The 26,454-nt window shown below is 60.9% G+C and carries 28 protein-coding genes; 16 read left to right on the plus strand and 12 right to left on the minus strand.

The annotated features are described in order from the left end of the window. Positions 1-2 precede the first annotated feature (2 nt). Positions 3-1,157, minus strand: a complete 1,155-nt coding sequence (gene emhA, locus HDC30_RS05820) for an efflux RND transporter periplasmic adaptor subunit EmhA (RefSeq protein ID WP_027614406.1) — start codon at positions 1,155-1,157, stop codon at positions 3-5. A 267-nt stretch (positions 1,158-1,424) separates the two neighbouring features. Between emhA and emhR the strand changes: the two genes are divergently transcribed. Continuing rightward, the gene (emhR, locus tag HDC30_RS05825) at positions 1,425-2,057 is read left to right on the plus strand and encodes an efflux system transcriptional repressor EmhR (RefSeq protein ID WP_027614407.1); all 633 of its coding nucleotides are present in this window, start codon (positions 1,425-1,427) and stop codon (positions 2,055-2,057) included. A gap of 365 nt (positions 2,058-2,422) precedes the next feature. Here emhR and HDC30_RS05830 read toward each other — a convergent pair whose 3' ends face one another. The 4 genes from HDC30_RS05830 to HDC30_RS05845 form a co-directional block, all read right to left on the minus strand. After that, positions 2,423-2,872 carry a hypothetical protein gene (locus HDC30_RS05830; protein WP_183781547.1) on the minus strand — a complete coding sequence of 150 codons (450 nt, stop codon included), beginning with the start codon at positions 2,870-2,872 and terminating at the stop codon, positions 2,423-2,425. A gap of 162 nt (positions 2,873-3,034) precedes the next feature. Then, on the minus strand, positions 3,035-4,084 hold the full coding sequence (locus tag HDC30_RS05835; RefSeq protein WP_096797051.1) for an alkene reductase: 1,050 nt from the start codon (positions 4,082-4,084) through the stop codon (positions 3,035-3,037). A 30-nt stretch (positions 4,085-4,114) separates the two neighbouring features. Then, positions 4,115-5,281 carry an MFS transporter gene (locus HDC30_RS05840; RefSeq protein WP_003222434.1) on the minus strand — a complete coding sequence of 389 codons (1,167 nt, stop codon included), beginning with the start codon at positions 5,279-5,281 and terminating at the stop codon, positions 4,115-4,117. A gap of 5 nt (positions 5,282-5,286) precedes the next feature. Continuing rightward, positions 5,287-5,607: a helix-turn-helix transcriptional regulator gene (locus HDC30_RS05845; protein WP_003222436.1), complete on the minus strand. Its 321-nt coding sequence runs from the start codon at positions 5,605-5,607 to the stop codon at positions 5,287-5,289. Between the two features lie 169 nt (positions 5,608-5,776). Here HDC30_RS05845 and HDC30_RS05850 point away from each other — a divergent pair, with 169 nt between their 5' ends. Then, entirely contained in the window at positions 5,777-6,355 is a 579-nt protein-coding gene (locus HDC30_RS05850; protein WP_183781550.1) for an ACP phosphodiesterase, read from the plus strand. Between the two features lie 110 nt (positions 6,356-6,465). Here the strand turns inward: HDC30_RS05850 and HDC30_RS05855 are convergent, their stop codons facing one another. Next, complete coding sequence (locus HDC30_RS05855) at positions 6,466-7,260, minus strand: 1-acyl-sn-glycerol-3-phosphate acyltransferase (RefSeq protein WP_183781553.1); 795 nt, start codon at positions 7,258-7,260, stop codon at positions 6,466-6,468. Continuing rightward, a complete protein-coding gene (gene olsB / locus HDC30_RS05860) occupies positions 7,260-8,015 on the minus strand; it encodes an L-ornithine N(alpha)-acyltransferase (RefSeq protein WP_007963187.1) in 756 nt (251 codons plus the stop codon). The genes HDC30_RS05855 and olsB overlap by 1 nt, the downstream gene beginning before the upstream one ends. 153 nt (positions 8,016-8,168) lie before the next feature. Here olsB and HDC30_RS05865 point away from each other — a divergent pair, with 153 nt between their 5' ends. The 5 genes from HDC30_RS05865 (at position 8,169) to HDC30_RS05885 (ending at position 12,530) form a co-directional block, all read left to right on the plus strand. After that, a complete protein-coding gene (locus HDC30_RS05865) occupies positions 8,169-9,047 on the plus strand; it encodes an acyl-CoA dehydrogenase family protein (protein ID WP_097086613.1) in 879 nt (292 codons plus the stop codon). Positions 9,048-9,196: 149 nt separating this feature from the next. After that, the gene (locus HDC30_RS05870; RefSeq protein WP_183781556.1) at positions 9,197-10,276 is read left to right on the plus strand and encodes a serine hydrolase; all 1,080 of its coding nucleotides are present in this window, start codon (positions 9,197-9,199) and stop codon (positions 10,274-10,276) included. After that, entirely contained in the window at positions 10,273-10,590 is a 318-nt protein-coding gene (locus tag HDC30_RS05875; protein ID WP_096797055.1) for an amidase, read from the plus strand. The genes HDC30_RS05870 and HDC30_RS05875 overlap by 4 nt, the downstream gene beginning before the upstream one ends. 190 nt (positions 10,591-10,780) lie before the next feature. Continuing rightward, positions 10,781-11,371, plus strand: coding sequence for a YceI family protein (locus HDC30_RS05880; RefSeq protein WP_096797056.1), 591 nt, complete (start codon positions 10,781-10,783; stop codon positions 11,369-11,371). A gap of 1 nt (position 11,372) precedes the next feature. After that, positions 11,373-12,530, plus strand: coding sequence for a phosphatidylserine/phosphatidylglycerophosphate/cardiolipin synthase family protein (locus HDC30_RS05885; RefSeq protein WP_098967611.1), 1,158 nt, complete (start codon positions 11,373-11,375; stop codon positions 12,528-12,530). A 153-nt stretch (positions 12,531-12,683) separates the two neighbouring features. Here the strand turns inward: HDC30_RS05885 and bglX are convergent, their stop codons facing one another. Beyond that, positions 12,684-14,975: a beta-glucosidase BglX gene (bglX, locus tag HDC30_RS05890; protein ID WP_183781559.1), complete on the minus strand. Its 2,292-nt coding sequence runs from the start codon at positions 14,973-14,975 to the stop codon at positions 12,684-12,686. A 258-nt stretch (positions 14,976-15,233) separates the two neighbouring features. Between bglX and HDC30_RS05895 the strand changes: the two genes are divergently transcribed. From HDC30_RS05895 to HDC30_RS05910, 4 genes are all read left to right on the plus strand, one after another. Continuing rightward, positions 15,234-15,842, plus strand: a complete 609-nt coding sequence (locus HDC30_RS05895) for a LemA family protein (protein ID WP_007963199.1) — start codon at positions 15,234-15,236, stop codon at positions 15,840-15,842. A 13-nt stretch (positions 15,843-15,855) separates the two neighbouring features. Beyond that, on the plus strand, positions 15,856-16,608 hold the full coding sequence (locus tag HDC30_RS05900) for a YgcG family protein (RefSeq protein WP_115988048.1): 753 nt from the start codon (positions 15,856-15,858) through the stop codon (positions 16,606-16,608). A gap of 33 nt (positions 16,609-16,641) precedes the next feature. Next, positions 16,642-17,259 (plus strand): TPM domain-containing protein, encoded by a 618-nt coding sequence (locus HDC30_RS05905; RefSeq protein WP_027614420.1) that lies wholly within the window; start codon positions 16,642-16,644, stop codon positions 17,257-17,259. Between the two features lie 277 nt (positions 17,260-17,536). Further along, the gene (locus tag HDC30_RS05910) at positions 17,537-18,754 is read left to right on the plus strand and encodes an SAM-dependent methyltransferase (RefSeq protein WP_183781561.1); all 1,218 of its coding nucleotides are present in this window, start codon (positions 17,537-17,539) and stop codon (positions 18,752-18,754) included. A gap of 59 nt (positions 18,755-18,813) precedes the next feature. Here the strand turns inward: HDC30_RS05910 and HDC30_RS05915 are convergent, their stop codons facing one another. Then, positions 18,814-19,719: a DMT family transporter gene (locus HDC30_RS05915; RefSeq protein ID WP_183781563.1), complete on the minus strand. Its 906-nt coding sequence runs from the start codon at positions 19,717-19,719 to the stop codon at positions 18,814-18,816. A gap of 280 nt (positions 19,720-19,999) precedes the next feature. Between HDC30_RS05915 and HDC30_RS05920 the strand changes: the two genes are divergently transcribed. The 3 genes from HDC30_RS05920 (at position 20,000) to HDC30_RS05930 (ending at position 21,440) form a co-directional block, all read left to right on the plus strand. Beyond that, on the plus strand, positions 20,000-20,581 hold the full coding sequence (locus tag HDC30_RS05920) for a DJ-1/PfpI family protein (protein WP_064586386.1): 582 nt from the start codon (positions 20,000-20,002) through the stop codon (positions 20,579-20,581). Positions 20,582-20,594: 13 nt separating this feature from the next. Continuing rightward, complete coding sequence (locus HDC30_RS05925) at positions 20,595-20,900, plus strand: ribbon-helix-helix domain-containing protein (RefSeq protein ID WP_150370430.1); 306 nt, start codon at positions 20,595-20,597, stop codon at positions 20,898-20,900. 195 nt (positions 20,901-21,095) lie between these two features. After that, entirely contained in the window at positions 21,096-21,440 is a 345-nt protein-coding gene (locus HDC30_RS05930; protein ID WP_096797064.1) for a YegP family protein, read from the plus strand. A 123-nt stretch (positions 21,441-21,563) separates the two neighbouring features. On the opposite strand, the gene HDC30_RS05935 is transcribed toward HDC30_RS05930, so the two are convergent. Both HDC30_RS05935 and HDC30_RS05940 read right to left on the minus strand, forming a co-directional pair. Further along, positions 21,564-22,448, minus strand: coding sequence for a dihydrodipicolinate synthase family protein (locus HDC30_RS05935; RefSeq protein WP_183782142.1), 885 nt, complete (start codon positions 22,446-22,448; stop codon positions 21,564-21,566). 22 nt (positions 22,449-22,470) lie between these two features. Then, entirely contained in the window at positions 22,471-23,253 is a 783-nt protein-coding gene (locus HDC30_RS05940; RefSeq protein WP_027614427.1) for an aldolase, read from the minus strand. 106 nt (positions 23,254-23,359) lie between these two features. On the opposite strand from HDC30_RS05940, the gene HDC30_RS05945 reads away from it, so the two are divergent. After that, a complete protein-coding gene (locus tag HDC30_RS05945) occupies positions 23,360-23,902 on the plus strand; it encodes a helix-turn-helix domain-containing protein (protein WP_027614428.1) in 543 nt (180 codons plus the stop codon). Positions 23,903-24,001: 99 nt separating this feature from the next. Here the strand turns inward: HDC30_RS05945 and HDC30_RS05950 are convergent, their stop codons facing one another. Further along, positions 24,002-25,021, minus strand: coding sequence for a DUF4917 family protein (locus HDC30_RS05950; RefSeq protein WP_183781567.1), 1,020 nt, complete (start codon positions 25,019-25,021; stop codon positions 24,002-24,004). A gap of 153 nt (positions 25,022-25,174) precedes the next feature. Here HDC30_RS05950 and yiaY point away from each other — a divergent pair, with 153 nt between their 5' ends. Beyond that, entirely contained in the window at positions 25,175-26,323 is a 1,149-nt protein-coding gene (yiaY, locus tag HDC30_RS05955) for an L-threonine dehydrogenase (protein ID WP_097086634.1), read from the plus strand. The last annotated feature ends 131 nt before the right edge of the window (positions 26,324-26,454 follow it).

A 26,454-nucleotide genomic window follows, 5' to 3' on the forward strand; every position in this document is an offset into this window, starting at 1 on the left:
AGTTACTCCCCTTTGCCGCCAGCGGCTTTGTCAGCTGCTTGAGCGGGGGCCGGGTTCTTGGCTACGTTGGTCGCTTCGGTCGGGTTGACCTGAGCACCTGGGCGAACGTATTGCAGGCCTTCGGTGATCAGACGATCGCCGGCTTTCAGGCCATCTTCGATCAGCCACTGGCTGCCAACGGTACGGCTGGCCTTGAGCTGACGCAGTTCAACCTTATTGTCCGGGCCGACGACCAGTGCGGTCGGGGTGCCCTTGAGATCACGGGTCACGCCTTGTTGCGGCGCCAGAATGGCCGCGGCGTTGACCCCGGCCTGCAACTGGGCGCGGACGAACATGCCTGGCAACAGGGTGTGATCCGGGTTCGGGAACACCGCACGCAGGGTCACGGAACCGGTAGTCGGATCAACCGATACTTCGGAGAATTCCAGCTTACCGTCGAGCTTGTACTGGCTGCCGTCCTCAAGGGTCAACTTGACCGCTGCCGAGTTGTCGCCGGCCTTCTGCAGGCGACCGCTTTCCAGCTCGCGGCGCAGTTCCAGCAGCTCAACCGAGGACTGGGTAACGTCGACGTAGATCGGGTCCAGTTGCTGGATCGTCGCCATCGCGTCGGCCTGACCATTGCTGACCAGTGCGCCTTCGGTCACCGAAGAACGGCCGATACGGCCGGAGATCGGCGCGTAGACCTTGGTGTATTTCACGTTGATCTGCGCACTCTGCAACGACGCTTCCGATTCCATGCGATTGGCCACGGCGGTGTCGTATTCCTGGCGGCTCACGGCCTGCTCGTCGACCAGTTGCTTGTAGCGGTCAGAGATCGACTTGGTCGAACGCAGGTTGGCTTCGGCGCTTTTCAGGGTCGCTTCATAGACTGCCGGATCGATCTGATACAGCTGCTGGCCGGCTTTGACGTCGCCGCCTTCCTTGAACAGACGTTTGAGAATGATGCCGTTGACCTGTGGTCGAACTTCAGCGATGCGGTACGCACTGGTGCGCCCCGGCAGTTCCGACGTGAGGGTGAACGCTTGTGGTTGCAGGGTGACGACGCCGACCTGAGGAGGCGGAGCGGCTGGGGCCGCTTCTTCCTTTTTACATCCGCTGAGCAGCGATGCCAGGGCGACGGCAGTGACCAGAGCGGTAACAGCTGGCTTGAATTGCATGAAGATCCTCGGGTCAGGCGCGCACATTGCGCACAAGAAGTGTGAAAGGGTAAAAAAATCGGGTCGAGTGGATAAGTAGCTTGCTAAGGAATATACTTACGTTCATGGTTGTTTGTAAATAGCTTGGCGTCGTACCCACCCTGTTACAAAATGCGTCGCAAGGTTTGAAATTGTAGGCCGGGGAGCCGATTCGTGAGAGATCAGCCCCCTCTTTATTCAGCGGATATTCAGCCATCCCTGAAACATCCTGTTTGAGGTTTTACTGCCATGGTCCGTCGTACCAAAGAGGAAGCTCAGGAAACGCGCAGCCAGATTCTCGAAGCGGCCGAGAAAGCGTTTTATGAAAGGGGTGTGGCCCGCACGACCCTGGCGGATATCGCGACGATGGCCGGCGTGACGCGCGGTGCCATCTATTGGCATTTCAGCAACAAGGCCGATCTGGTGCAGGCGATGCTCGACAGCCTGCATGAACCGCTGGATGAATTGGCCAAGGCCAGCGAGAGCGAGGACGAACTCGACCCGTTGGGGTGCATGCGCAAGCTGTTGATCCATCTGTTTCATCAGGTAGCCCTGGATCCGAAGACCCGTCGCATCAACGAGATTCTGTTTCATAAGTGCGAATTCACCGATGAAATGTGCGATCTGCGCCAGCAGCGCCGCACGGCCAGTCTCGATTGCAACCTGCGCATCGGTCTGACCCTGCGTAATGCGGTCAATCGCGGCCAGTTGCCGGAAGATCTCGACACTGCCCGGGCGGCCATCAGCATTCATGCGTATATCGATGGCCTCCTGTATGGATGGCTGTTGGCGCCGGACAGCTTTCAATTGCATGCCGAAGCCGAGCGCTGGGTCGATACAGGGCTTGATATGCTGCGCCTGAGCCCTAGCCTGCGCAAATGAAACAAAATGCGTAATTGAATCTGTCTGTGTCAAGACTTGAAGCGGGGAAATGTCCCTGCTTCAAGTCTTTTTGTAATGGAGTGCTTTTATATACGTACGTTGGCCAGGTTGATAGGTAGCGAGCTACGTATTTTGTAGGGGTTTTGTGTCGACTGTGTGAATGAATGTTAACGACTCGGGCTAAAAGGGCGCCGAGCAGCCGATACGCACCAACCGATCCGTTTCGTTTCTGAGTTCCCTTTGCCCGATCCTCACCACCAGGCTGCGTTACTTCCGATGGGCTTGAGCCACGGCCTTTAGTTTGCTCGCGCCTCTATAATGTCAGCGTTGTCCGTACCGTTACTGCATGAGCAGGTAACTCTCTATCAGGCCGATGGCGTCATGAATGCGATCATCTTATAGCTGTAAGGGTAAACCGGGTTTTCATTTTCCAATGCTGCGCCGCAGGTGATGGGTTCGGCACCAACAGAGAACGCGTTGGTATCCCAGAAAAGTTCGACTTTTGGAGCCCTGTGCCCCGCCATTTGTCGGTAGCAATAACTGAGCGTAGTGTCGAACCGTACTTTCTGCTTGTAGTTGGTGTAGCAGATGTAAGTGTTGAATAACTCTTTTTTGATATCGTAATCAATAACGATGTCCTGTTTCAGATGAGGATCTCCTTCAAACAGCATAAAAACGGTCTGGTAAGGGAGGATCTTGTCGATACGCGTCAAGGGTGGGTGCTTTGGAGAGGCGTCGTCAAGCCAGAAAGTAGAGTCCGTGGCATTGGTGATTTGCAGAAGGAATGTAAGTTTGTTTGGATCTATATCATTCATTTTTATATAACCTTGCTTGATTAAGTTGGTGGGTTGTAATTGATGAGTTGCTAGGCGGAGCTTAGGTTTATATTGTTCTGATGGCGAATCTTTAAATGTATGAAAATAAAAAAAGCCCCGCCTCTTTCGAGGTGGGGCTTACTTGTTAGTTGTTGTTGTTGTTTACAGCGTTGGATAATCGATATAACCGACCGGGCCTTTCGCGTAGAACAACTCGGGACGTGCGTCGTTCAGCGGTGCGTCGGCCTTCAGGCGTGCCGGCAGATCCGGGTTGGCAATGAACGGTACGCCGAACGCTACCGCGTCAGCCTTGCCTTCAGCCAGCCACGCATTGGCGCTGTCCTTGGTGAAGCGTTCGTTGGCGATGTACGCGCCGCCGAAAGCTTCTTTCAGCTGTGGGCCGAGGCTGTCGGCGCCTTCTTTCTCGCGGGAGCAGATGAAGGCGATACCGCGCTTGCCCAGCTCGCGAGCCACATAAGTGAAAGTCTCGGCCAGATTGTCGTCGCCCATGTCATGGGAATCGGCGCGGGGTGCCAAGTGCACGCCGACACGGCCGGCGCCCCAGACGTCGATCGCTGCGTCAGTCACTTCCAGCAGGAGACGCGCACGGTTTTCCAGGGAGCCACCGTAATTGTCGGTGCGCTGGTTGGTGCTGCTTTGCAGGAACTGGTCGAGCAGGTAGCCGTTGGCGCCGTGGATTTCCACGCCGTCGAAACCGGCGGCTTTGGCGTTTTCGGCACCGGTGCGGTAGGCCTCGACGATCTCGGCGATTTCAGCGGTTTCCAGAGCTCGCGGGGTCGGGTAGTCGGCCAATGGACGCACCAGGCTGACGTGACCTTTAGGCTGGATGGCGCTCGGCGCGACCGGGGTTTCGCCGTTGAGGTACGACGGATGCGAGATGCGGCCGACGTGCCACAGTTGCAGGACGATCTTGCCGCCGGCAGCGTGCACGGCTTTGGTCACGTTGGTCCAGCCGCGAACCTGGTCGTTGGACCAGATGCCTGGGGTGTCCGGGTAGCCGACGCCCATCGGCGTCACCGAAGTGGCTTCGGACAGGATCAGGCCAGCCGACGCGCGCTGTACGTAGTATTCAGCCATCAGCGCGTTCGGCACGCGGCCTTCGTCGGCGCGGCAGCGGGTCAGCGGAGCCATGATGATGCGGTTGGACAGCTCGAGGTCGCCCAGTTTGATCGGATCGAAAATAGTTGCCATGTGTACAACCCTCGTCAGTTAAGTGGTTAATCAGTGGGTAGCGGGGGCCAGACCGGCGTCGCCGTTCTGACGGAAAGTGATCAGGGTCACCAGCAGCGCGAGCACGGCCAGCGCGGCGGCGGCCAGGGGCACGCTGGTCAGGCCGAAACCGTGGGCGATGACGCTGCCACCGACCCAGGCGCCCAGGGCGTTGCCGATGTTGAAAGCGCCGATGTTCAGGGTCGACACCAGGTTCGGTGCGGCCTTGCCGAAGGTCACCACGTTGACTTGCAGCGCCGGGACGGCGGCAAACGAAGCGGTGGCCCAGAGGAACAGGGTGATCTCCGTCGGGATCAGCGCAACGCTGGTCCAGCTCAGCACAGTGGAGACCACCGCCATCGCCACGAACACGCCGATCAGGGTGGCGCCGAGACGCTTGTCCGCCAGTTTGCCGCCGATGATGTTGCCCACCGTCAGACCGAGGCCGATCAGCAGCAGGGTCCAGGTCACGCCTTTTGGCGAGACACCGGTGACATCACCGAGCAGCGGCGCGACATAGGTGAAGAGGGTGAACATCGACGCGGCGAACAGCGCGGTCATGCTCAGCGAGAGCCAGATGCCGGCGCCTTTGAGGGCGGCGAGTTCGGCGCGCATGTCGAGTTTTTCCTCGTCACGCTTGGCCGGCAGGAAGCGGATCAGACCGATCAGCGCCACTACACCAATCACGGTCACCGCCCAGAAGGTCGAGCGCCAGCCGGCTTCCTGGCCCAGCGCCGTGCCCAGCGGTACACCGAGGACGTTGGCCAGGGTCAGGCCGGTGAACATCAGCGCCACGGCCGACGCCCGTTTGTTCGGCGCCACCAGCCCGGCGGCTACTACAGAACCGATACCGAAGAACGCACCGTGGCACAGCGCCGTGACGACACGGGCAAACATCAGCACGTTGTAGTCACTGGCGATGGCACACAGCAGGTTACCGACGATGAAAATGCCCATCAGCGCTACCAGTGCGGCCTTGCGCGGCAGTCTGGCAGTGGCCAGTGCCATGAACGGCGCACCGATGGCCACGCCCAGGGCGTAACCGGTCACCAGCCAGCCGGCGCCGGGAATCGACACACCGAGGTCGGCCGCCACATCGGGCAGCAGGCCCATGATGACGAACTCGGTGGTGCCGATGGCGAAGGCGCTCAAGGCCAGGATGAGTAGCGAGAGGGGCATTTGAATCAATTCCTTGTGGGAGCGCTGAGCTCTTTGACGATGGCGTCGAGGAACGCCTGGATCACGTCCTCGTTGCGTTTGAAGAAGTGCCACTGGCCGGCTTTCTGGCTGCTGATCAGACCTGCGCGTTGCAGGGTCGCCAGGTGGGCGGAGACGGTCGACTGCGACAGGCCGCAGCGTTGATCGATCTGCCCGGCGCAGATGCCGTACTCGTGGTTGTGAATCTGCTCAGGAAACTGGGCTTTGGGGTCTTTCAGCCAGATGAGAATGTCTCGCCGTACTGGGTGTGCCAGGGCTTTTATTATTTCGTCGAGGTCGAGGTTCATGGCTTTATGCTCGTGATGTGTAGCGCTATATCGCGATGAGGCGAACTTTAAATCGGTATTTCGCGATATACCAATATGAATTTGATCTGACGACCGCATAAATCGGTATATCGGGTTATAACGATACGTGTGCTGTAACGATGAAAGCGCGCAGTGCTAAGCTGCGCCCATGAACTATCTCGCACATTTACACCTCGGAGGCCAGCACCCCGAGCAATTACTCGGCAGTCTGTATGGCGATTTCGTCAAAGGACGCCTGCAAGGGCAATTTGCACCCCAGATTGAAGCGGCGATTCAGTTGCATCGGCGGATTGATGTGTTCACCGATCGCCACCCGTTGGTGGACATCGCCCTCGGGCGTTTCACCGAGACCCGGCGGCGATATGCCGGGATTGTCCTCGATGTGTTTTTCGACCATTGCCTGGCGCGCGACTGGACGCTGTACGCCGATCAGCCGCTGGAACATTTCACCCGCGCTGTTTACCGGGTGCTGTCGAATGAACGGCAATTGCCAGAACGCCTGGCGAAAATCGCCCCGCACATGGTTGCCAATGATTGGCTGGGTTCGTATCAAGAGTTTGAAGTGTTGGAGCAGGTGCTGCGTGGGATCTCCCGCCGCCTGACCCGGCCTGAGGAGCTGGCGGGGGCGATGCAGGAATTACGGCGTTTGTATGAACCGCTGAGTGAGGATTTCCGCTTGTTCTATCCGCAGCTTCAAGAATTTGCACAAACGTCGGCAACGCAGTAACCCCCTGTGGGAGCGGGCTTGCTCGCGAATGCGGTAGGTCATTCAACATGTGCATTGGCTGAACCACCGCTTTCGCGAGCAAGCCCGCTCCCACAGGGGGGATCTGTGTTTCAGGCAGCGATCAATTCGCCGGTGCGACGCGGTTCGGCCGCTTTGGCGATATCACCAAACAACGCCTTCTGCACCGCCTGCTGCGCTTCGAACGCCAGCGCCGCACGTTCGCGGCCCTGACAGGCGATCGGCTTGAGCAGATGCACTTCGACATCGCCGCAGTCGTGGCTGAACAGACGCATCAGATGCGACAGCAGATCATCGTCACCAATGAACGGCGCCAGCGCGTCGATTTCGCCATTGCGCAGATAACGGATCGCCACCGGTTGCAGCATCACCTCCGAATCGATGGCCGCCGACAGCAGGCGACCATGAAAGGTGCGCAGCGAGCGGCCATCGGTGGTGGTACCTTCCGGGAACATCAGCAACGGATGTTGCGTTTGCAAGTGACGGGTCATCTGTTTGCGGATCAACTGGCTGTCGCCCGAGCCGCGACGGATGAACAGACTGCCGGCCTTCGCCGCCAGCCAGCCGGCCACCGGCCAGGTGCGTACTTCGGCCTTGGACAGAAACGACAGCGGCGTGAGCATGCCCAGCAGCGGAATGTCAGTCCATGACACATGATTGCTGACCCACAGCATCGGCTGCTTCGGCAGGTCGCCGTGCACGGTCACGCGAAAGGGCAGGGCATGGCTCAAACGCGCCATGAAAAACCGCGACCAGCGCTGCCGACGTTGCATCGAGTGCGCCAGGCCCAGACGTTCGAACACGCCGAAGACGCTGGCCATGGTCAGGCCCAGCGCCACCACCAGCAGCACTCGCGTGATCCGCGCGTACACGCGCAACCGGCTCATCACACGGCCGCCTTGAAGTGCTTGGCGTAGCGTGGGCAGAGTTCGTCGCGCTTGAGCAGGATGAACACGTCGGCGACCTGGAAATCTTCGTCCCAGCACGGCTCGCCGCAGATCTTCGCACCCAGGCGCATGTAGGCCTTGAGCAGCGGCGGCATTTCCGCGATTACGTTCGATGGAATATCCAGCGACGGCAGGGGATTCTTCGGTTCGGCGCGCAAGTGTTCGGTGCACAGATAACGCTCGCGCAGACGCTGCATGATCGCGTGGGCCTGCACGCCGCCATCCTGCATCGGAATGCTCGCGCAACCCATCAGATAGCTGTAGCCGCCCTGATTCAACACTTCGGCCAGTTCACCCCAGAGCACGGCGATGGTGCCGCCGTTGCGGTAGGCCGGGTCGACGCAGGTGCGGCCGATTTCGAGGATCGGGCCTTGCAGATGGGCGAGGCCATGCAGACTGAATTCTTCTTCGCTGTAGAACTTGCCCAGGCTGCTGGCGGCGGTGTGATCGAGCAAACGGGTGGTGGCGACCAGACGCCCGGTGTTCAGGTCACGCACGCCGATGTGGCTGCAGTGAACATCATAGTCATCCATGTCCAGACCCAGTTCCGCGCCTTTCAGCTTGGCGTTGAACTCGCCGCTGAATACGCTGAAGCGCAAGGCCTGGGCTTGCTGCAAGGCCTCGGCGCCGATCAGGCGTTCGGCTTGCAGGCGGCGTTCATTGCCGGTGTCGCTGATGCGGGCGATCTGAGTCATTTGAATCTCCGTACGGGCCTTGAACCCGTCGTGGGTTGCAGCCGATCGACTTTCTTTATGCAGCCATGTTGTGCAAAGTCAGGCTATGTAGCCCCGGTGTCATCACCGTGAACGTTTGGTGATGCTTGTATGACAGCCCTCAAGGAGCCTCTTATGCCCTGGCCCAGCCTGCTCGAAAGCCATGAACGCCTGCCCGCCGTGACTGATCTGGCGGAAGGTTTCGCTACCTTGCTGCATCAATTGGGCAACGTGACGCCGTTCGAACTGGCGGTGGCCGGAGGGCGGCGGATGGCGACGCCGGGGCTGGCATTTCTGGTGGGGTATCAGGCGGCGTTGCGCATGCTCTGGCCGAGCGCGCCGCCGAGTCTTGGCGCGTTGTGTGCGACCGAACAGCGCAGCCTGCGCCCGGCGGACATGCAGACGCGCATGACGGATTTGCGCCTCAACGGGCGCAAGGATTTCGTCACCGCCGGGGACGCGGCGGACTGGCTGCTCGTTGCCGCGCGCAGTGAAGAACCCGGCGAAACGCCGCGCCTGAGTCTGGCGGTGGTCTATCCCGGCGAGCCCGGCGTGCGCGTGGAAAAACTCCCGGCGCTGCCGCTGATGCCGGACATCAGTCACGGTCGGCTGCATCTGGACGGCGCGTTGTGCGAGTTGCTCGCGGGCGATGGCTGGGACGCTTATGTGAAGCCGTTTCGTAGCCTGGAAGATGTCTACGTGCTGAGCGCGATGACCGCGTGGCTGTACGGTGTCGGTCAGGACAGCGGCTGGTCGCAGCCGCTGCAACTGCGCTTGCTGGCTCTGTTGGCCGGGTGCGCGGAGGCGAGTCGCCAGCCGCCGAACAATCCGGCCGGGCATGTGCTGTTGGGCGGGTTGTTTGCGCAGTTTGATGCGCTGAAGGGCGAGATCGATCAGGCGTTGGCCGAGGGTAGTCCGGAGTGGGCGCAGATGTGGCAGCGTGATCAGGGAGTGATGCAGTTGGCGGCCGGCGCGCGGGCCAAACGCTTGGCCAAGGCTTTGGCGGTGGGCTGACTGGCCTCTTCGCGAGCAAGCCCGCTCCCACCCTTGGAATGCGTTTCAAATGTGGGAGCGGGCTTGCTCGCGAAGGCGGCAGCAGAAACACCACACATCTGTCATGTGGCAAGACTACCCTCAGCAGGTTCTCCCCAAGAGCCCTCACCATGTGCAAAAGCCTGTCCCTGTTTCTGCTGCTGATCAGCTTCACGGTCCAGGCCGAGCAATGGCCCGGTGAGCAATGGCCGACTGGCGCAAAAATCAGCGGCGCAGCGGTCGAGGCATTAGAGACCTACGCCTTCCCACCCCGCGACGACACTACCCGCCAGGGCATCCGCACGGACGCGCTGCTGATCATCCGCGACAGCCAGTTGATCTACGAACGCTACGCCGGCCCGACCCGTGCCGAGACCCCGCACCTGACCTGGTCGATCAGCAAAAGCCTGATGGCCACGGTACTCGGCGTGGCGTATGGCGAAGACCTGTTCAAACTGGATGATCCGGTTTCGAAGTTTTATCCGGCGCTGGAAAAACATCCGGCGATCACCGTGGCGGATCTGCTGCACTGGGCTTCCGGGCTGGACTGGCAGGAAGACTACGAATACGCGCCGCTGAAATCCTCGGTGGTGGCGATGCTCTACACCCGTGGGCATCGCGACATGCCCGCGTTCACTGCCAATCACGACGCTTATGCGCCGCCGGGGCAGACGTTCCGTTACTCCAGTGGCGACAGCAATCTGCTGGCGGCGGCGCTGAAGAACATGGTTGGCCCGCAGCGTTATCCCGACTATCCATGGACCGCGTTGTTCGAGCCGCTGGGCATCCGCCACGCCGTGTGGGAAACCGATGCCGGCGGTACGTTTGTCGCGTCCTCTTATGCCTATCTCACGGCGCGGGATCTGGCGCGGGTCGGTCTGCTGATGGCTCGCGACGGACGTTGGCACGACCGGCAATTGCTGCCCAAGGATTGGGTCGCTTTCAACCGCACTGCCTTTGCCGGCTACAAGGTGCATCAGGACGAAGCGGTGCCCGGTGGTCAGTGGTGGCTCAATCGCCCGGCGGATGGCGCCGCCGCGCCGTGGCCCGACGCGCCGCCCGACACCTTCGCCGCCCTCGGCCACTGGGGCCAGGCGCTGTATGTGATCCCCAGCGAGAAACTGGTGATCGTGCGTTACGCCGATGACCGCGACGGCAGCTATCGCCACAGCGAGCTGCTCAAACGCGTGCTCAAGGCGGTGCAGCCATGAAGCTGTTGAAGCGGGTGTTGCTGTTGGCGCTGATCGTGCTGCTCGGCTGGATCTGGCTCGAACGGGAAAACCTCTGGGCGTTCCCCGACATCATCAGCGCGTACACGGCCAAGGAATATTGTTCGTGTCGTTACGTGATGAACAACGATGCCGAATACTGCCGGGGTTATGTGAAACAGTGGCTGCCAACCAGCCACTTTAGCGATGACAGCGCGAGCAAAACCATCACCGTCAGCGGCATGGGCCGCAGCAATCGTGCCCAGTGGCTGGGCGAACGCCAGGGCTGCCGCCTCAATCCTCAAGTCAATAGATAACCCTGTGGGAGCGGGCTTGCTCGCGAATGTGGTGTGCCATTCAGTATTTGTGTTGACTGACTCACCGCCTTCGCGAGCAAGCCAGCTCCCACAGGAGGTTTCACCAATCGATAGATTTGCGGCGATCAGTTTGCAATAACGGCGTGGGCGGTTAAGGTTCGTGCAGGTTTATCGCCCCCACGAGTATTCAATGTTCAACCGCTCCCTCTATACAGCCTTCGCCAGTCTGCTGCTGACTGCCGCCGCGCTGCCGGCGCAGGCCAACTGGTATCTGGATGGCGAGTCGTCGCGGCTGTCGTTCGTCAGCACGAAAAACGCCCACATTTCTGAAGTGCAGCGCTTTCTGGTGCTGCACGGCAAGGTCGATCCGGATGGCCGCGCTGAAGTCGAAGTCGAGCTGGATTCGATCAACAGCGGCATCCCGCTGCGCGACGAGCGCATGCGCAAGGAGCTGTTCCAGATCGAGCAATTCCCCGAAGCGACCATCAGCACCCGGATCGACCTGCGCCCGATCAACGATCTGGCCCCCGGTGCGCAGCTGGAATTGCGTCTGCCGCTGACCGTCAACCTGCACGGCAAGCAACATGAATACCCGGCAGAGTTGCTGGCCACCCGTCTCGATGACCGACGTTTTCAAGTGGTGACCCTGGAACCGCTGGTGATCAACGCCGAGGATTTCGATCTGGCGCCGGGGCTGGAAACCCTGCGCAACCTGGCCGGCCTGTCGGCCATCAGTCTGTCGGTGCCGGTGGGTGCGGTGCTGATTTTCACGGCGCGCTGACATGCGCGGCGCGGTGTTTCCATGGCGTGACGGCAACCGGTTCGAACTGTTGATCGACGGCCCGCAATTCTTCCCGCGCATGCTGGTGGAAATTGCCCGCGCCGAGGAGCAGGTCGAACTGGAGTTGTATCTGGTGGAGGCGGGCGCTTGTGCCGAGGCCGTGGTTCAGGCGCTGGTCCAGGCCGCCGAGCGCGGCGTGCGGGTACGCTGCCTGTTCGATGACTACGGCAGCCTCGCGTTTACCCTGCACCTGCGTCAGCGCCTGACCAAAGCCGGGGTCGAACTGCGTTTCTACAATCGCCTGAACTGGCGGCGCTGGGTCGGCAACTTCTATCGTGATCACCGCAAATTGCTGCTGGTCGATCAGCGTCTGGCGGTGGTCGGCGGCACCGGTGTTACCGATGAATTCTGGACACCGGGGCAGGACAGCAGCGAGTGGCACGAAGTGATGGTGGAAATCAACGGCCCGCTGGTGCTCGACTGGCAAGTGCTGTTCGACCGGCAATGGATCGCCAACCGCCATCGCCGGGCCTGGAAACCGTCGGCGCATGTCGGCCTGCCACGCTTGCCCAAGGTTCCGGACATGGGCGAGGGCATGGGCCGTGTGGCCTATGCCGATGCGCGTCAGCATCGCGACATTCTGCAGTCGCTGTTCCGCGCCTTGAACAGCGGGCAGAAACGCATCTGGATGGCCACCCCGTATTTCCTGCCGACCTGGAAAATCCGCCGCTCGCTGCGCAAGGCTGCTGCTCGCGGTGTCGACGTCCGGCTACTGCTCACCGGGCCGCGCACCGATCACCCGTCGGTGCGTTACGCCGGCCATCGCTACTACCCGCGCCTGCTCAAGGCCGGGGTGCAGATCTTCGAATACCAGCCGTGCTTCCTGCATCTGAAAATGGTCCTGGTGGACGAGTGGGTGAGTATCGGTTCGTGCAACTTCGATCACTGGAACCTGCGCTTCAATCTGGAGGCGAATCTGGAGGCACTGGACCCGTCGTTGACGGCAGCGGTGGTGCAGAGTTTCGAGAAGGATTTCGGTCTGAGCCAGCAGGTCAGTCTGGAGGAGTGGCAGCGCCGGCCGTTGTGGCGGCGGGTGAAGCAGCGGATCTGGGGTTGGGTGGATCGGCTGGTGGTCAACATTCTCGACAGACGCGGTTAACGCCAATTTCGAAACCAGTGGATTCCAATGTGGGAGGGGGCTTGCTCCCGAAGGCGGCATGTCATTCAGCATTTATTTAGCTGATACAGCGCATTCGGGAGCAAGCCCCCTCCCACAAAGGCCCCTCTCACACGGGCATTGGTTACTGAATAATTACAGCAACTCAAAACTCTGCTGCGTCACATCCTGCGAATCCAGGCCGATCTGCACGTTGAACTTGCCAGGCTCGGCCGCGTACTTGAGCTGGGCGTTGTAGAACTTCAGGTCATCCTCGGTGATGGTGAAGTGCACGACTTTCTGTTCGCCGGCCTTGAGCATGACTTTCTGGAAGTTCTTCAGTTCTTTCACCGGGCGAATCATCGAACCGGCGACGTCCTGGATGTACAGCTGCACCACGGTTTCGCCGTCACGTTTGCCGGTATTTTTCAGGGTGACACTGGCATCGAGCTTGCCGGTCTTGTTCAGCGTGGTCGAGGACAGCGCCATGTCGCTCAGGGCGAACTGGGTGTAGCTCAAGCCGTAACCGAACGGGAACAGGGGACCGGTGGTGTCATCGAAATACTGCGAGGTGTAGTTGCCCGGTTTGCCCGGCGTGAACGGCCGGCCAATGCTCAGGTGGTTGTAGTAGGTCGGGATCTGGCCCACGGAACGCGGGAAGGTCACCGGCAGTTTGCCCGACGGGTTGTAGTCGCCGAACAGCACGTCGGCGATGGCGTTACCGCCCTCGGTGCCGCTGAACCAGGTTTCCAGAATCGCATCAGCCGACTGGTTCTCTTCGAGGATGGTCAGCGGACGGCCGTTCATCAGTACCAGTACCAGTGGTTTGCCGGTGGCTTTCAGGGCACGGATCAGCTCGCGCTGATTTTCCGGGATGTTCAGGTCGGTGCGGCTGGAGGATTCGTGGGACATGCCACGGGACTCGCCAACGGCGGCGACGATCACGTCAGCGTCCTTGGCTGCTTTCACCGCCTCGTCGATCAGCACGTTGGCCGGGCGCGGGTCATCGACCACTTCCGGAGCATCGAAATTGAGGAAGTTCAGGTAATCCAGCACCTTCTTGTCGCTGGTGATGTTCGCGCCACGGGCGTAGATCAGGTTGGCCTTGTCGCCAATCACCGAGCTCATGCCGTCGAACAGCGTCACCGATTGCGCCGGCTTACCGGCCGCCGCCCAACTGCCCATCATGTCGATCGGCGCCTTGGCCAATGGACCGACCAGCATGACTTTCGCGTCTTTCTTCAGCGGCAGGGTGTCGTTCTGGTTCTTCAGCAGCACCAGGCTGCGGCGTGCCACGTCACGGGCCTCGGCGCGGTGCAGACGGCTTTCGGCGTAGGTGTCGGCCGGATCATCCTCGGCCTTGCCGATGCGCAGGTACGGGTCCTTGAACAGGCCCATGTCGTACTTGGCGGCGAGCACTTCGCGCACGGCGTTGTCGATGTCTTTCTGCTCGATCTCGCCGGACTTGAGCAGCCCCGGCAGCTCTTTGCCGTACAGGGTGTCGTTCATGCTCATGTCGATGCCGGCCTTGATCGCCAGCTTCGCCGCTTCACGACCGTCGGCGGCCACGCCGTGCTTGATCAGCTCGAAGATCGCCCCGTGGTCGCTGACGGCCAGGCCCTTGAAGCCCCAGTCCTTGCGCAGCAGGTCGTTCATCAGCCAGGTGTTGGCGGTGGCCGGAATGCCGTTGATCGAGTTCAACGCCACCATTACCCCGCCGGCACCGGCGTCGATCGCCGCGCGGTACGGTGGCAGGTAGTCCTGGTACATCTTCACCGGGCTCATGTCGACGACGTTGTAGTCGCGCCCGCCCTCGACCGCGCCATACAGGGCGAAGTGCTTGACGCTGGCCATGATGCTGTCAGCCGCGCTCGGCGTGTCGCCCTGATAGGCCTTGACCATCACTTTGGCAATGCGCGAGGTCAGGTAGGTGTCTTCACCGAACCCTTCGGAGCTGCGGCCCCAGCGCGGATCGCGGGAGATGTCGACCATCGGCGCGAAGGTGATGTCGAGGCTGTCGGCCGCGGCTTCCTTGGCGGCAACGCGCCCGGACTGACCGATGGCGTCCATGTCCCAGCTCGATGCCAGGGCCAGCGGAATCGGGAAAATCGTACGGTGACCGTGGATCACGTCGTACGCAAAAAACATCGGAATCTTCAGGCGACTGCGCATCGCCGCGTCCTGCATCGGACGGTTTTCCGGGCGGGTGATCGAGTTGAACGTACCGCCGATGTTGCCGGCGGCGATCTCTTTGCGGATCAACTCACGGGGCATTTCCGGGCCGATGCTGATCAGGCGCAACTGGCCGATCTTTTCATCGAGGGTCATTTGTTTCATCAGATTGCTGATGAACGCGTCCTTGTTTTCCAGGGGTACCGGGGTCGTGGCGGCCAATACTTGATGACTGGCCAGGCTGACGAACAGGCCCAGCAAACACAGCTTCTTCATGAATATTTTTCTCAAGGGCCCAAGCGGCAATGCAATGCCGGCCAGCCAAAAGTTAGGGAGCGACTATTGTTGTTCGGGTGCAGGCTCAAAATGACCGAGCCAAAAACGTCCGCCGACACTCGGCTGCGTTTGCGCAGGGCCTCTTTTTAGCCCATCGGCCCGTTGCAATCCAGTGGCGCGGCCGATTATGCCCCAACCGCTGATGCAGAAGGTTTCACGGTCGGTTTTTTATGAAATATGCCAGGGAGCATCACTTTGATGAATGTCAGTCCAACCTACCGCTCGCGTCTGCAGGTCGCCACGTTACTGGTGCTTGCCACGTTGTTGACCGCATGCGGCATCAACAATATCCCGACCCTCGATGAACAGGCCAAGGCGGCCTGGGGCCAGGTCCAGAACCAGTACCAGCGCCGTGCCGACCTGATCCCCAACCTGGTGGAGACCGTCAGAGGCTACGCCAAGCATGAGGAGGCGACCCTGACCGCCGTGGTCGAGGCGCGGGCCAAGGCGACGTCGATCCAGGTCGATGCCAGCACCCTCGACAATCCGGAAAAACTCAAGCAGTTCCAGCAGGCTCAGGATCAGTTGAGTGGCGCGCTCAGCCGTTTGATGGTGGTCTCCGAGCGTTATCCGGACCTGAAGGCCAACCAGAACTTCCTTGCCCTGCAATCGCAGCTCGAAGGCACGGAAAACCGGATTGCCGTGGCGCGGCGCGATTTCATTCTGGCGGTGCAGAAATACAACACCGAGATCCGCACGTTTCCCGGGCGCCTCTGGCACAGCGTGATGTACAGCGACCTGCCGATTCGCGAAACCTTCGAAGCCACCACCCCCGGTGCGGAAAAGGCCCCGGAAGTGAAGTTCTGATTCGAGGTTATTCATGCGTGTGTTGAAGATAGGCCTGGTGCTGATGCTGTGGCTGTTCGCCCTCAGCGCCCGGGCCGAGTTGACGTTCCCGGCGCTGAGCGGGCGGGTGGTGGACGAGGCGCAGATGCTCGAGCCGTCGGTGCGCGCCCAGTTGAGCCAGCAATTGCAGGCTCACGAGCAAGCTACCGGCGAGCAACTGGTGGTGGTCACGGTGCCTGATCTGCAGGGCACCACCATCGAGGATTACGGTGTGCAACTGGGCCGGCACTGGGGCATCGGCCAGAAAGACAAGAACAACGGCGCGCTGCTGATCGTCGCCCGGGACGAGCGCAAACTGCGCATCGAAGTCGGTTACGGGCTGGAAGATCGGCTGACCGATGCGCAGAGTTCGGTGATCATTCATCAAGTGATCACCCCGGCGTTCAAGGCCGGCAATTTCAGCAAGGGCATCAGCGACGGCGTGGCGGCGATGCTGGTGGTGCTCGGCGGCAATCCGCTGGACGAACCGTCGACGGTGTACGAGTCGAGCGGCGATCCGCAGAGCGATTTTGTCTCGCGGCATCCGCTGTTGTTCGTTTTTCTGGTGGTGTTGTTCATCCTGACCGTGTTTGTCTGCCAGATGCTCGGTATCCTTCCCGCCGGCCGTGGCGGCTCCGGAGGCGGGGGCGGTTTCGGCGGTGGTGGATTTGGCGGTGGCGGTGGAGGCGGGGGCTTCAGCGGCGGCGGGGGCAGTTTCGGCGGCGGCGGTTCGTCCGGCGGCTGGTGAACACACAACAATAATGATCAGGCACTTTTCGACATGGCATTACTGACTGAACACGAACAACGCAAAGTCGCCGAGGCGATTGCCCGGGTCGAGCGCGACACCGACGCCGAACTGGTCACCGTGCTGGCGGCCCGCGCCGATGACTACGCGTACATACCGCTGCTGTGGGCCAGCCTGCTGGCGCTGCTGGTGCCGGGCATCGTCCATTACCTGACTGGCTGGCTGACCATGCACAGCCTGTTGCTGGTGCAATGGGGGCTGTTCATCGTCCTGTGCCTGCTGTTTCGCCTGCCGAAGATCACCACCCATCTGATCCCGCGCCGCGTGCGCCACTGGCGGGCATCGAATCTGGCTCGGCGGCAGTTCCTCGAACAGAACCTGCACCACACCGTCGGCAGCACCGGGATGCTGATCTTTGTCTGCGAGGCCGAGCGCTACGTGGAGATTCTGGTGGACGAGGGGATTTCCCGGCGGCTGGACAACAAGAGCTGGGACGCGATCGTCGCCGCGTTCACCGAGCAGGTGCGGCAGGGGCGCACGCTTGAGGGCTTTGTGACGTGCATCGAGGCCTGCGGTGAATTACTCAAGGTGCACGTGCCGGTGACGCAGGTGAGGAATGAATTGCCCAATCGGTTGATTGTGTTGGGCTGAGTCTGGGTGCGGTTCTTTCCGGTCCCGCTGAACAAGGCCTGTCTGATACATATGGCCGGATTACGCCAGTGTGGGAGCGGGCTTGCTCGCGAATACGGTCTGACATTCAACATCGATGTCGCCTGATACGCCGCTTTCGCGAGCAAGCCCGCTCCCACAGGGGCCAGGCAGTGCGCTGAGTTCTTGTGCCGTTGGGTAAATAAGAACGTGTCCCCAAGCGCCATCCCCCCTAAAATACCTGCCATTCCCGATTTCGCCCGTCCGAGGCCGCTTTTCCATGTCCGTTACCGCCCCCTCCCTCAAACCCGCGCCCGATCATCACGCCCAGTTCATCGAGCTGCTGCAAACCAGCCTCGAACACAACGGCTTCATCAAACTGGTGCTGGCCAAGTACGTGGGTGAAGAGGCGGATCTGCAGCGGATCATCATCAAAGCGGTGACGGTCAAGGCGCAGCCAAACCTGTCGTTTGTCTATCGCTACAAGACCCGCGACATCACCAAGAATCTGCCGCTGAGCGAAGGCGTGGCGGTGATTGCCGAGCTGTTGCCGGCCGCGTTCAAGAATGCGCATTTGCTGACCGTGACCGACGAAGCCCAGCTCGAATACAGCAAAAAGGGCAAGAGTTCACTGTTCAAGAGCAAACCTCAGCAATTGCGTGAAGCGCCGTCCGCCGAGCACAACCGTGAGAAGAACCGTTTTCTGGACTTGAGCCGGCCGTTCCTCAAGGACCTGGGCGTGACCAACGCGCAACACGAGCTGATCCCGGCGATGTCGCGCAAGTGGAAGCAGATCAACAAGTTCATCGAAGTCTTCAGCCACGCGCTGACCTCGTCACCGCTGGCGCTGGACAAACCGGTGCGGGTGGCGGACTTCGGTTCGGGCAAGGGCTATCTGACGTTCGCCATCCACGATTACCTGCGCAACACGCTCAAGGCCGAAGGCGAAGTCACCGGCGTCGAGCTGCGCGAAGAGATGGTCAACCTGTGCAACGCCGCCGCGGCCAAGTTGGAACACCCGGGCCTGGTGTTCAAGTGCGGTGACGTGCGCAGCGTGGCGCCGAGCGAACTGGACGTGATGATCGCCCTGCATGCCTGCGACATCGCCACCGACTACGCGATTCACACCGGCATTCGCTCGGGTGCGTCGATCATCATGTGCTCGCCGTGCTGCCACAAACAGATCCGCCTGCAGATCCAGAGTCCGGCGCTGCTCAAGCCGATGCTGCAATACGGTCTGCACCTGGGCCAACAGGCGGAGATGGTCACCGACAGCCTGCGCGCGCTGTTCCTCGAAGCCTGCGGTTACGAGACCAAAGTGTTCGAGTTCATCTCGCTGGAACACACCAACAAGAACAAGATGATTCTCGCGGTGAAACGCGCCGAGCCGGTGGACCCGGCTCAGTTGCTGGTGAAGATTCAGGAGCTCAAGGATTTCTACAACATCAGCGAGCACTGTCTGGAAACCCTGCTGCGCGCCGACGGCTTTCTCGCCTGACCTTGTGGGAGCGAGCCTGCTCGCGAAGGCAGACTGCCAGCCAAGGATGCTGCTGGCTGTTATGGCCCCTTCGCGAGCAGGCTCGCTCCCACATGGGGTTTGATGGCGGTCTTGCGCCCGAGCATCACAGTGGCAATCACCCCGCAGGCAAACACCCAGGTAATCGGCTCGACATGTTCACCAAAGAGCAGCGCCGAAAACGCGATGGTGAAAAAGATCTGCAGCAACTGGATCTGACTGACCCGCGCGATCCCGCCCATCGCCAGCCCGGCGTACCAGGCGAAGAAGCCGAGAAACTGCGAAAACAGTGCCACGTAGCCGAACGCCCACCAGGCCTTGGCTGACACTGCACCGTGATGCTGCAGCGCCAAGTACAACACCGGGCCGAGCAGCAGCGGCGTCGACAGCACCAGCGCCCAGCAGATTACCTGCCAGCCGCCCATTTCCCTGGCCAACCGGCCACCCTCGGCATAGCCCAGACCACCGACGGCAATTGCGCCGAGCATCAACAAGTCACCGGCCTGAATGCTCCCGTCGCCGGTGTACAACGCGTAGCCGAGCACCAGCGCACTGCCCAGTGCGGCGCAGGCCCAGAAGGCTTTCCACGGGCGTTCATGGGACAACCAGGCGGCATACAGCGCCACGCACAGCGGCTGCAAACCGTTGACCAGCGCGCCGTGGGACGCCGGCAAGGTCTGCATGGCCCACGCCGACAGCACCGGGAAGCCGAGAATCACCCCGGCGATTACCAGGCTCAGGCCTTTGATCTGCTGCCAGCTCGGCCACTTCTCGCGTCGCCATAACAACAACGCTGCCGCGGGAATCGCCGCGAACAGCGCGCGGCCGAGGCCGTTGAGCAACGGATGCAGTTCCTGCACCACAATCCGGGTGAAGGGCAGGGTCAAGCTGAAAATCACAACCCCGAGCAGGCCGAGGGCCATGCCGGTGTTTTCGCGCGAGGACATGTGAGTGACCAGAATTGAAGGTGACAGGGAGGTGGCTTCATCTAGCCATAAACCGGGCAGGTCGGGCTGTTACAGCTAGGCACAGACTTAGGCGTACAGTTTGAGGGCCTCTTCGCGAGCAGGCTCGCTCCCACAGTGGATGGCATTCCAGCGTGGGAGCGAGCCTGCTCGCGAAGAACGATAACGCGGTCTTCGAGGTAGTAGCCGGTTGTTACCCGCTCCAACGGATAAGGTCTACCTTGAATACTCCCGCAAGCCCATTCCCAGAGGAGTCCTCCCCATGGCCGCGAAAAAAATCCTGATGCTGGTCGGCGATTACGTCGAAGACTACGAAGTGATGGTGCCGTTCCAGGCCCTGCAAATGGTCGGTCACACTGTGCACGCCGTGTGCCCGGACAAGGTTGCGGGCAAGACTGTGCGCACCGCGATCCATGACTTCGAAGGCGACCAGACTTACAGCGAGAAACCGGGTCACCTGTTTGCCCTCAACTTTGATTTCGCCAAGGTCGCCGAGGCCGATTACGACGCGCTGCTGATCCCCGGGGGACGAGCGCCGGAATACCTGCGCCTGAACGAAAAAGTTCTGGAGCTGGTGCGCGCCTTCGACAAGGCCGGCAAGCCGATTGCTGCGGTCTGCCACGGTGCGCAATTGCTGGCAGCGGCCGGCGTTCTCGAAGGTCGCGAGTGCAGCGCCTATCCGGCCTGCGCCCCGGAAGTGCGCCTGGCCGGTGGCACGTTCATCGATATTCCGGTGACCGACGGCCACGTTCAAGGCAATCTGGCGACTGCGCCAGCGTGGCCGGCGCATCCGAACTGGCTGGCCGGTTTCCTCGGCCTGCTCGGCACCAAGATCACCCTGTAACGAGGATCCGCCGATGTGCGAGCTCTACGTCAAGGCCGACCCGATTCTCTACGAATCCCGCTCGCGCTCGCTGCGCATCTGCGGCGTGGTGACGACACTGCGCCTGGAAAACCAGTTCTGGGACATCCTCAGCGAAATCGCCGAAGTCGATGGCATGACCACCAATCAACTGATCGCCAAGCTGTATGAAGAGGTGATGGATTATCGCGGGGAGGTGGTGAATTTCGCTTCGTTCCTGCGGGTGAGTTGCACGCGGTATCTGAGTCAGCGACGGGTGAGTGCGCCGGAGTTGTCGGTGGTGCGGGCGGGGGTGAAATAGCCAACACCGGGGTGACGCCTTCGCGAGCAGGCTCGCTCCCACATTGATTGCCGAGTGCTCACCTATTTTTGTGATCACTGGAGATCTACTGTGGGAGCGGGCTTGCTCGCGAAGAGGCCACTACAGGCGACAGAAGTCTCGGGCTGGTCTTTACTTTGAAGCGCAAAACCTCTCAACCGCCAAGGAGAAACGCGCATGTCCGGATGGTACGAAGTGAGCAAAAGCAGCAACGGCCAGTTCAGGTTTGTGCTGAAGGCCGCCAACGCTGAAACCATTCTCACCAGCGAGCTCTACACCACCCGCGCGGCTGCCGACAACGGCATTGCTTCCGTGCAGACCAACAGCCCGCTGGATGAGCGCTACGAGAAAAAGACCACCAAGGATGGTCATCCTTACTTCAACCTCAAGGCTGCCAACCATCAGATCATCGGCAGCAGCGAGTCGTACTCCAACGATGCCGCGTGTGCCAAAGGCATCGCGAGCGTCAAGGCCAATGGGCCGAGCAAAGTGATCAAGGACAAGACCTTGCCGGTGCTCTGAAGAACACAGAAGAGCAAAAATGTGGGAGCGGGCTTGCTCGCGAAGGCGTCGTGTCAGTCGACATCTCCAGTGACTGATCCACCGCCTCGCGAGCAAGCCCGCTCCCACATGGGGTTGTGTGTGTTAGCGCAGGGTGTTGAGGATTGCTTTTAGCTGAGCTTGCCCAGCTTCGCTCAACGGAAACACCGGCAAGCGCGGATCACCAACCTCCAGCCCCGTCTCGCGCAATCCGGCCTTGATCGTCGCCGGCAAACCGCCCTTGAGGATGAAGTCCAGCAGCGGCAACTGGCGGTAGAACAACTCGCGTGCCTGCTGCAGATCACCGGCCAGAGCGGCCGCATACAAATCCAGGTTCAACTGCGGGATCAGGTTCGGCGCGGCGGTGCACCAACCCTTCGCCCCGGCGGCAAACGCTTCCAGTGCCAGCGGATTGCAGCCGTTGTAGAACGGCACCTGACCTTCACCAAGTAATTGCAGCTTGTGCATGCGCTGAATATCGCCAGTGCTCTCCTTGACCATGGTCACGTTTTCCACGCCATTGACGATGCGCAGAATCAGCTCGACCGACATGTCGGTGCCGCTGGTGGCCGGGTTGTTGTAGAGCATGATCGGCACGCCGATGCTGTCGCCGATGGCGCGGTAGTGCGCGAGGATTTCCGCTTCAGTGAGCTTCCAGTACGACGCCGGCAGCACCATCACCACGTCGGCGCCGTGGGCTTCAGCGAAGCGTGCGCGGCGTACGGCTTTGGCGGTGGTCAGGTCGGACACGCTGACGATGGTCGGCACCCGTTTGCCCACGTGCTTGATGCTGAACTCGGCGACCTGATCCCACTCGGCGTCGCTGAGGTAAGCGCCTTCGCCGGTGCTGCCCAGCGGGGCGATGGCATGGACGCCGCTGTCGATCAGACGATCGATCGATTGGCCGAGCGCCGGCAGATCGAGGCCTTCGCCGTGGGTGCCGAACGGGGTGATGGTGTAGCCGATGATGCCGTGAATATTGGACATGATGAGTCTCCGGAAAAAGCTGAAATCAGTTCAGGCAATCGGCGTGTTGGCGCAGGTTCTGCCGGGCGTAGTAGTTGAAGGCGGCGGCGTGGCGTTTGGGTTTCGACACCCAGTCATGGGCCTCGCGCCCCAGCGCCGGAATGATCGGTTTGATCGTACCGGCGGCCATTGCCAGCAGCTGCAGTCTGGCGGCGCGCTCGATCAGTTGGGCGATGACACAGGCTTCTTCGATCGTGCTGCCGGTCGACAGTTGGCCGTGGTGCGACAGTAGAATCGCGCGCTTGTCGCCCAGCGCTCCGGCGATCAGTTCGCCTTCTTCGTTGCCCACTGGCACGCCTGGCCAGCCTTCGAGAAATGCGCAGTCGTCGTACAGCGGGCACAGATCCATGTGGGAAATCTGCAGCGGCACTTCCAGCATCGACAGCGCGGCAATGTGCGTCGGGTGGGTATGGATGATGCAGTTCACGTCAGGCCGGGCGCGGTAGACCCAGCTGTGGAAACGGTTGGCCGGGTTGGCCATGCCGTGGCCTTCGAGCACTTCCAGGTCTTCGTTGACCAGCAGCAGATTACTCGCGGTGATTTCATCAAAACCCAGGCCCAGTTGCTGAGTGTAATAGGTCCCCGGTTGTGGGCCGCGAGCGGTGATTTGTCCGGCCAGACCGGAGTCGTGACCGCTCTCGAACAGGATCCGGCAGGTCAGCGCCAGCTTTTGCCGGTCAGTCCACGTATTATCCGCCAGGGTGTTTTGCATCTGGGTCAGCGCTTGCTTGACCAGTTGCTCTTTGGGTAGTGCTAATGTCTTGGCCATGTCGGTGTCCTTTGGGTGATTGCAAATGACACTAAAGAGCCTATATGACACAAAGTGTCATAAGCAAGCATCAATCGTCGTTTCCTTGATGGAATAACTGCTGCGCATGTCTATCCGTTTGAAATTGTTGAGAAAAAAACTTGGCGTGACACTTGAGGCGCTGGCGGAAAAATCCGGCATGACCAAGAGTTATCTGTCGAAGGTCGAGCGCGGGCTGAACACCCCGTCGATTGCGGCCGCGCTGAAACTGGCGAAGGCACTGAACGTGAAGGTCGAGGAATTGTTCTCCGAAGACAACGTCAGCCTCGACAGCTACAGCCTGGTGCGCAGCCACGAACGCCAGTCACTGGCGGCCAACGATCAGAGCCCGGGGTATGCGGTGCTGGCGCATCAGGTCAGCGAGCGCAACCTGCTGCCGTTCATCATCTACCCGCCGCGCGAGTTCACCGACAAGACCTTCAAGGAGCATTTGGGCGAGGAGTTTCTGTTCGTCCACGAAGGGCAGGTGGAAGTGGATTTCATGAACGAGCGGGTGCTGCTCGAACGTGGCGATGCGCTGCACTTCAACGCGCAGAAGCCGCACCGGATCAGGTCGGTGGGCGAGGTGCAGGCGCAGTTGCTGGTGGTGGTGCACAGCTCGGAAGAATGAGCCGCCAGAAAAATCTTCGCGAGCAAGCCCGCTCCCACATTTGGAATGCATTCCAAGGTGGGAGCGGGCTTGCTCGCGAAGGCGTCAGTACTGCTTACATCAAATCTCGACGGGAACCGAAAGCTTCGGACTCCCCAACGCATGCGTCTTCGCATCAAAAAACCGCAACGCAATCCCGGTGCCCTCGAACACCTTGGCGTAATGGCGTTTCTGATGCTGAATGAACGCCGCACTGCGCGGATAAATCGAGATCGCCACGCTCGCCGGTTTCGCCAGGCGCAGCGCCCTGACGATGTGAGTATCCTGCTCGCCCAAGGCATGACCGAAGATGCACAGGTTCTGCGCGTGGCCCAATAACTGCTCATAACAGAACGACAGATAATCCGAACTGCGAATGGTCTTCAGCTTGTCCGCACTCGGCCCTTCGTTGACGAACAGCGGCACGTCGTCGAGCGTCTTGATTGTATTGTTGATCGCGAAACTGCCGAGCAGGGTGCCCTCGGTCGAGGTCAGTTTGCGCGCGGTGCCGTCCTGATTGCGCACCAAGTGCAGACCGCCGTGCAGGTACAACAGACGCGGTTTGGCGCTGCTGCTTGCACTCAGATCGAAACTGGCGTCGGGGCCGTTGAACAGGTCGTCGATCGCCTCGCTGCGGTGCTGGATCGCCCAGTAGCTGAGCAGGTCGTAATTGGTGGTGAACACCGTGCGATAGCGCGCCAGTTCTTCATTGAGCGTGGCCAGAGTCGAGGCCTGCACCAGGCGCCAGGGAATGTGCACGGCGTGTACGGTGTTGATCAGCGCTTCCTTGATCGCGTAGTAGCGATTGCGCGGTGCCGCCGAACTGACGGCCAGGGCCTTGTTGACCCGGCTGGTGGTTTTCAGCGCGCCGAGTACCTGCTCGAAGCTGCGCGTCTGCATCGCGTCGAACACGCTCAGTTCCGACGGGCTCAGCGGTTTCTCCTCCACGGTGCGCGCGTTTTCGAACAGCGAGTCGTAGCCGAAATCGTCCCACACCGCGCGGCTGGCGCCATTGCCCACCAGCAGACCGTTGAAGTCGGCGGTGGCGCGCAGGGCGCTCCAGTCTTCGAGGGTGGCGTCGACGTCCAGAAAATCGGTCATTGCGTGGGCAGTCTCAAAACAAAGGGCGGATGGACGGCGACTTTATCACGAGCGGGCATTGAGCCAGATCAACATCGGTGGTGACCGATCGGTCGATCCTGTGCACATCCGCCGGATCGGAGCAGTCGATTCGGCCCCAGTCAGGAGACGCGCATGAGCAGCACCTTTTTCATTCCGGCCGTAAACATCATGGGCAACGGATGCCTCGACGAAGCCATGGTTGCGATCCGCAACTACGGTTTTCGCAAGGCGCTGATCGTCACCGACGCGGGGCTGGCCAAGGCTGGCGTGGCGACCATGCTTGCCGAAAAACTGGCGATGCAGGACATCGATTCGGTGATCTTCGACGGCGCCAAACCGAATCCGAGCATCGCCAACGTCGAGGCCGGGTTGGCGCTGCTCAAGGACAGTCGCTGCGATTTCGTGGTGTCGCTGGGCGGCGGTTCGCCCCATGACTGCGCCAAGGGCATTGCTCTGTGTGCGACCAACGGCGGGCAGATCCGCGACTACGAAGGCGTCGATCAATCGAGCAAGCCGCAATTACCGCTGATCGCCATCAACACCACCGCCGGCACCGCCAGCGAGATGACCCGTTTCTGCATCATCACCGACGAATCGCGCCACGTGAAAATGGCCATCGTCGACCGCAACGTCACGCCGCTGCTGTCGGTCAACGACCCGGCCCTGATGGTCGCGATGCCGAAAAGCCTGACTGCCGCCACCGGCATGGACGCGCTGACCCACGCCATCGAAGCCTACGTTTCGACTGCGGCCAACCCGATCACCGACGCCTGCGCGCTGAAGGCCATGACCCTGATCAGCAACAACCTGCGCCTGGCCGTGCGTGACGGCAGCGACCTCGCGGCGCGGGAAAACATGGCTTACGCGCAGTTCCTCGCCGGCATGGCGTTCAACAACGCATCGCTTGGCTACGTGCACGCCATGGCCCACCAGTTGGGCGGTTTCTACGACTTGCCCCATGGCGTGTGCAACGCCGTGCTGCTGCCGCATGTGCAGACTTTCAACGCGCTGGTCTGTGCCGAACGCCTGACCGATGTCGCCCATGCGATGGGGGCGGACATCCGTGGTTTCAGCCCGGAGGAGGGCGCTCAGGCGGCGATCAACGCGATCCGTTGTCTGGCCAGGGACGTCGATATTCCCGGCGGCCTGCGTGAACTCGGCGCCAAGCTCAGCGATATTCCAGTGCTCGCCACCAACGCGTTGAAAGACGCGTGCGGCCTGACCAACCCACGGGCGGCGGATCAGCGGCAGATCGAGGAGATTTTCCGTAACGCGTTTTGAGATGCGCCGTCCTGATATGTTCAGCAGAGCTCACTGGCCCCTTCGCGAGCAGGCTCGCTCCCACAGTTGAAATGCGATCACTGTGGGAGCGAGCCTGCTCGCGAAGACTGACTCGTCAACACCACAAAACC

Origin of the sequence: Pseudomonas sp. JAI115 (assembly GCF_014200835.1) — a bacterium.
GTDB lineage: Bacteria > Pseudomonadota > Gammaproteobacteria > Pseudomonadales > Pseudomonadaceae > Aquipseudomonas > Aquipseudomonas putida_A.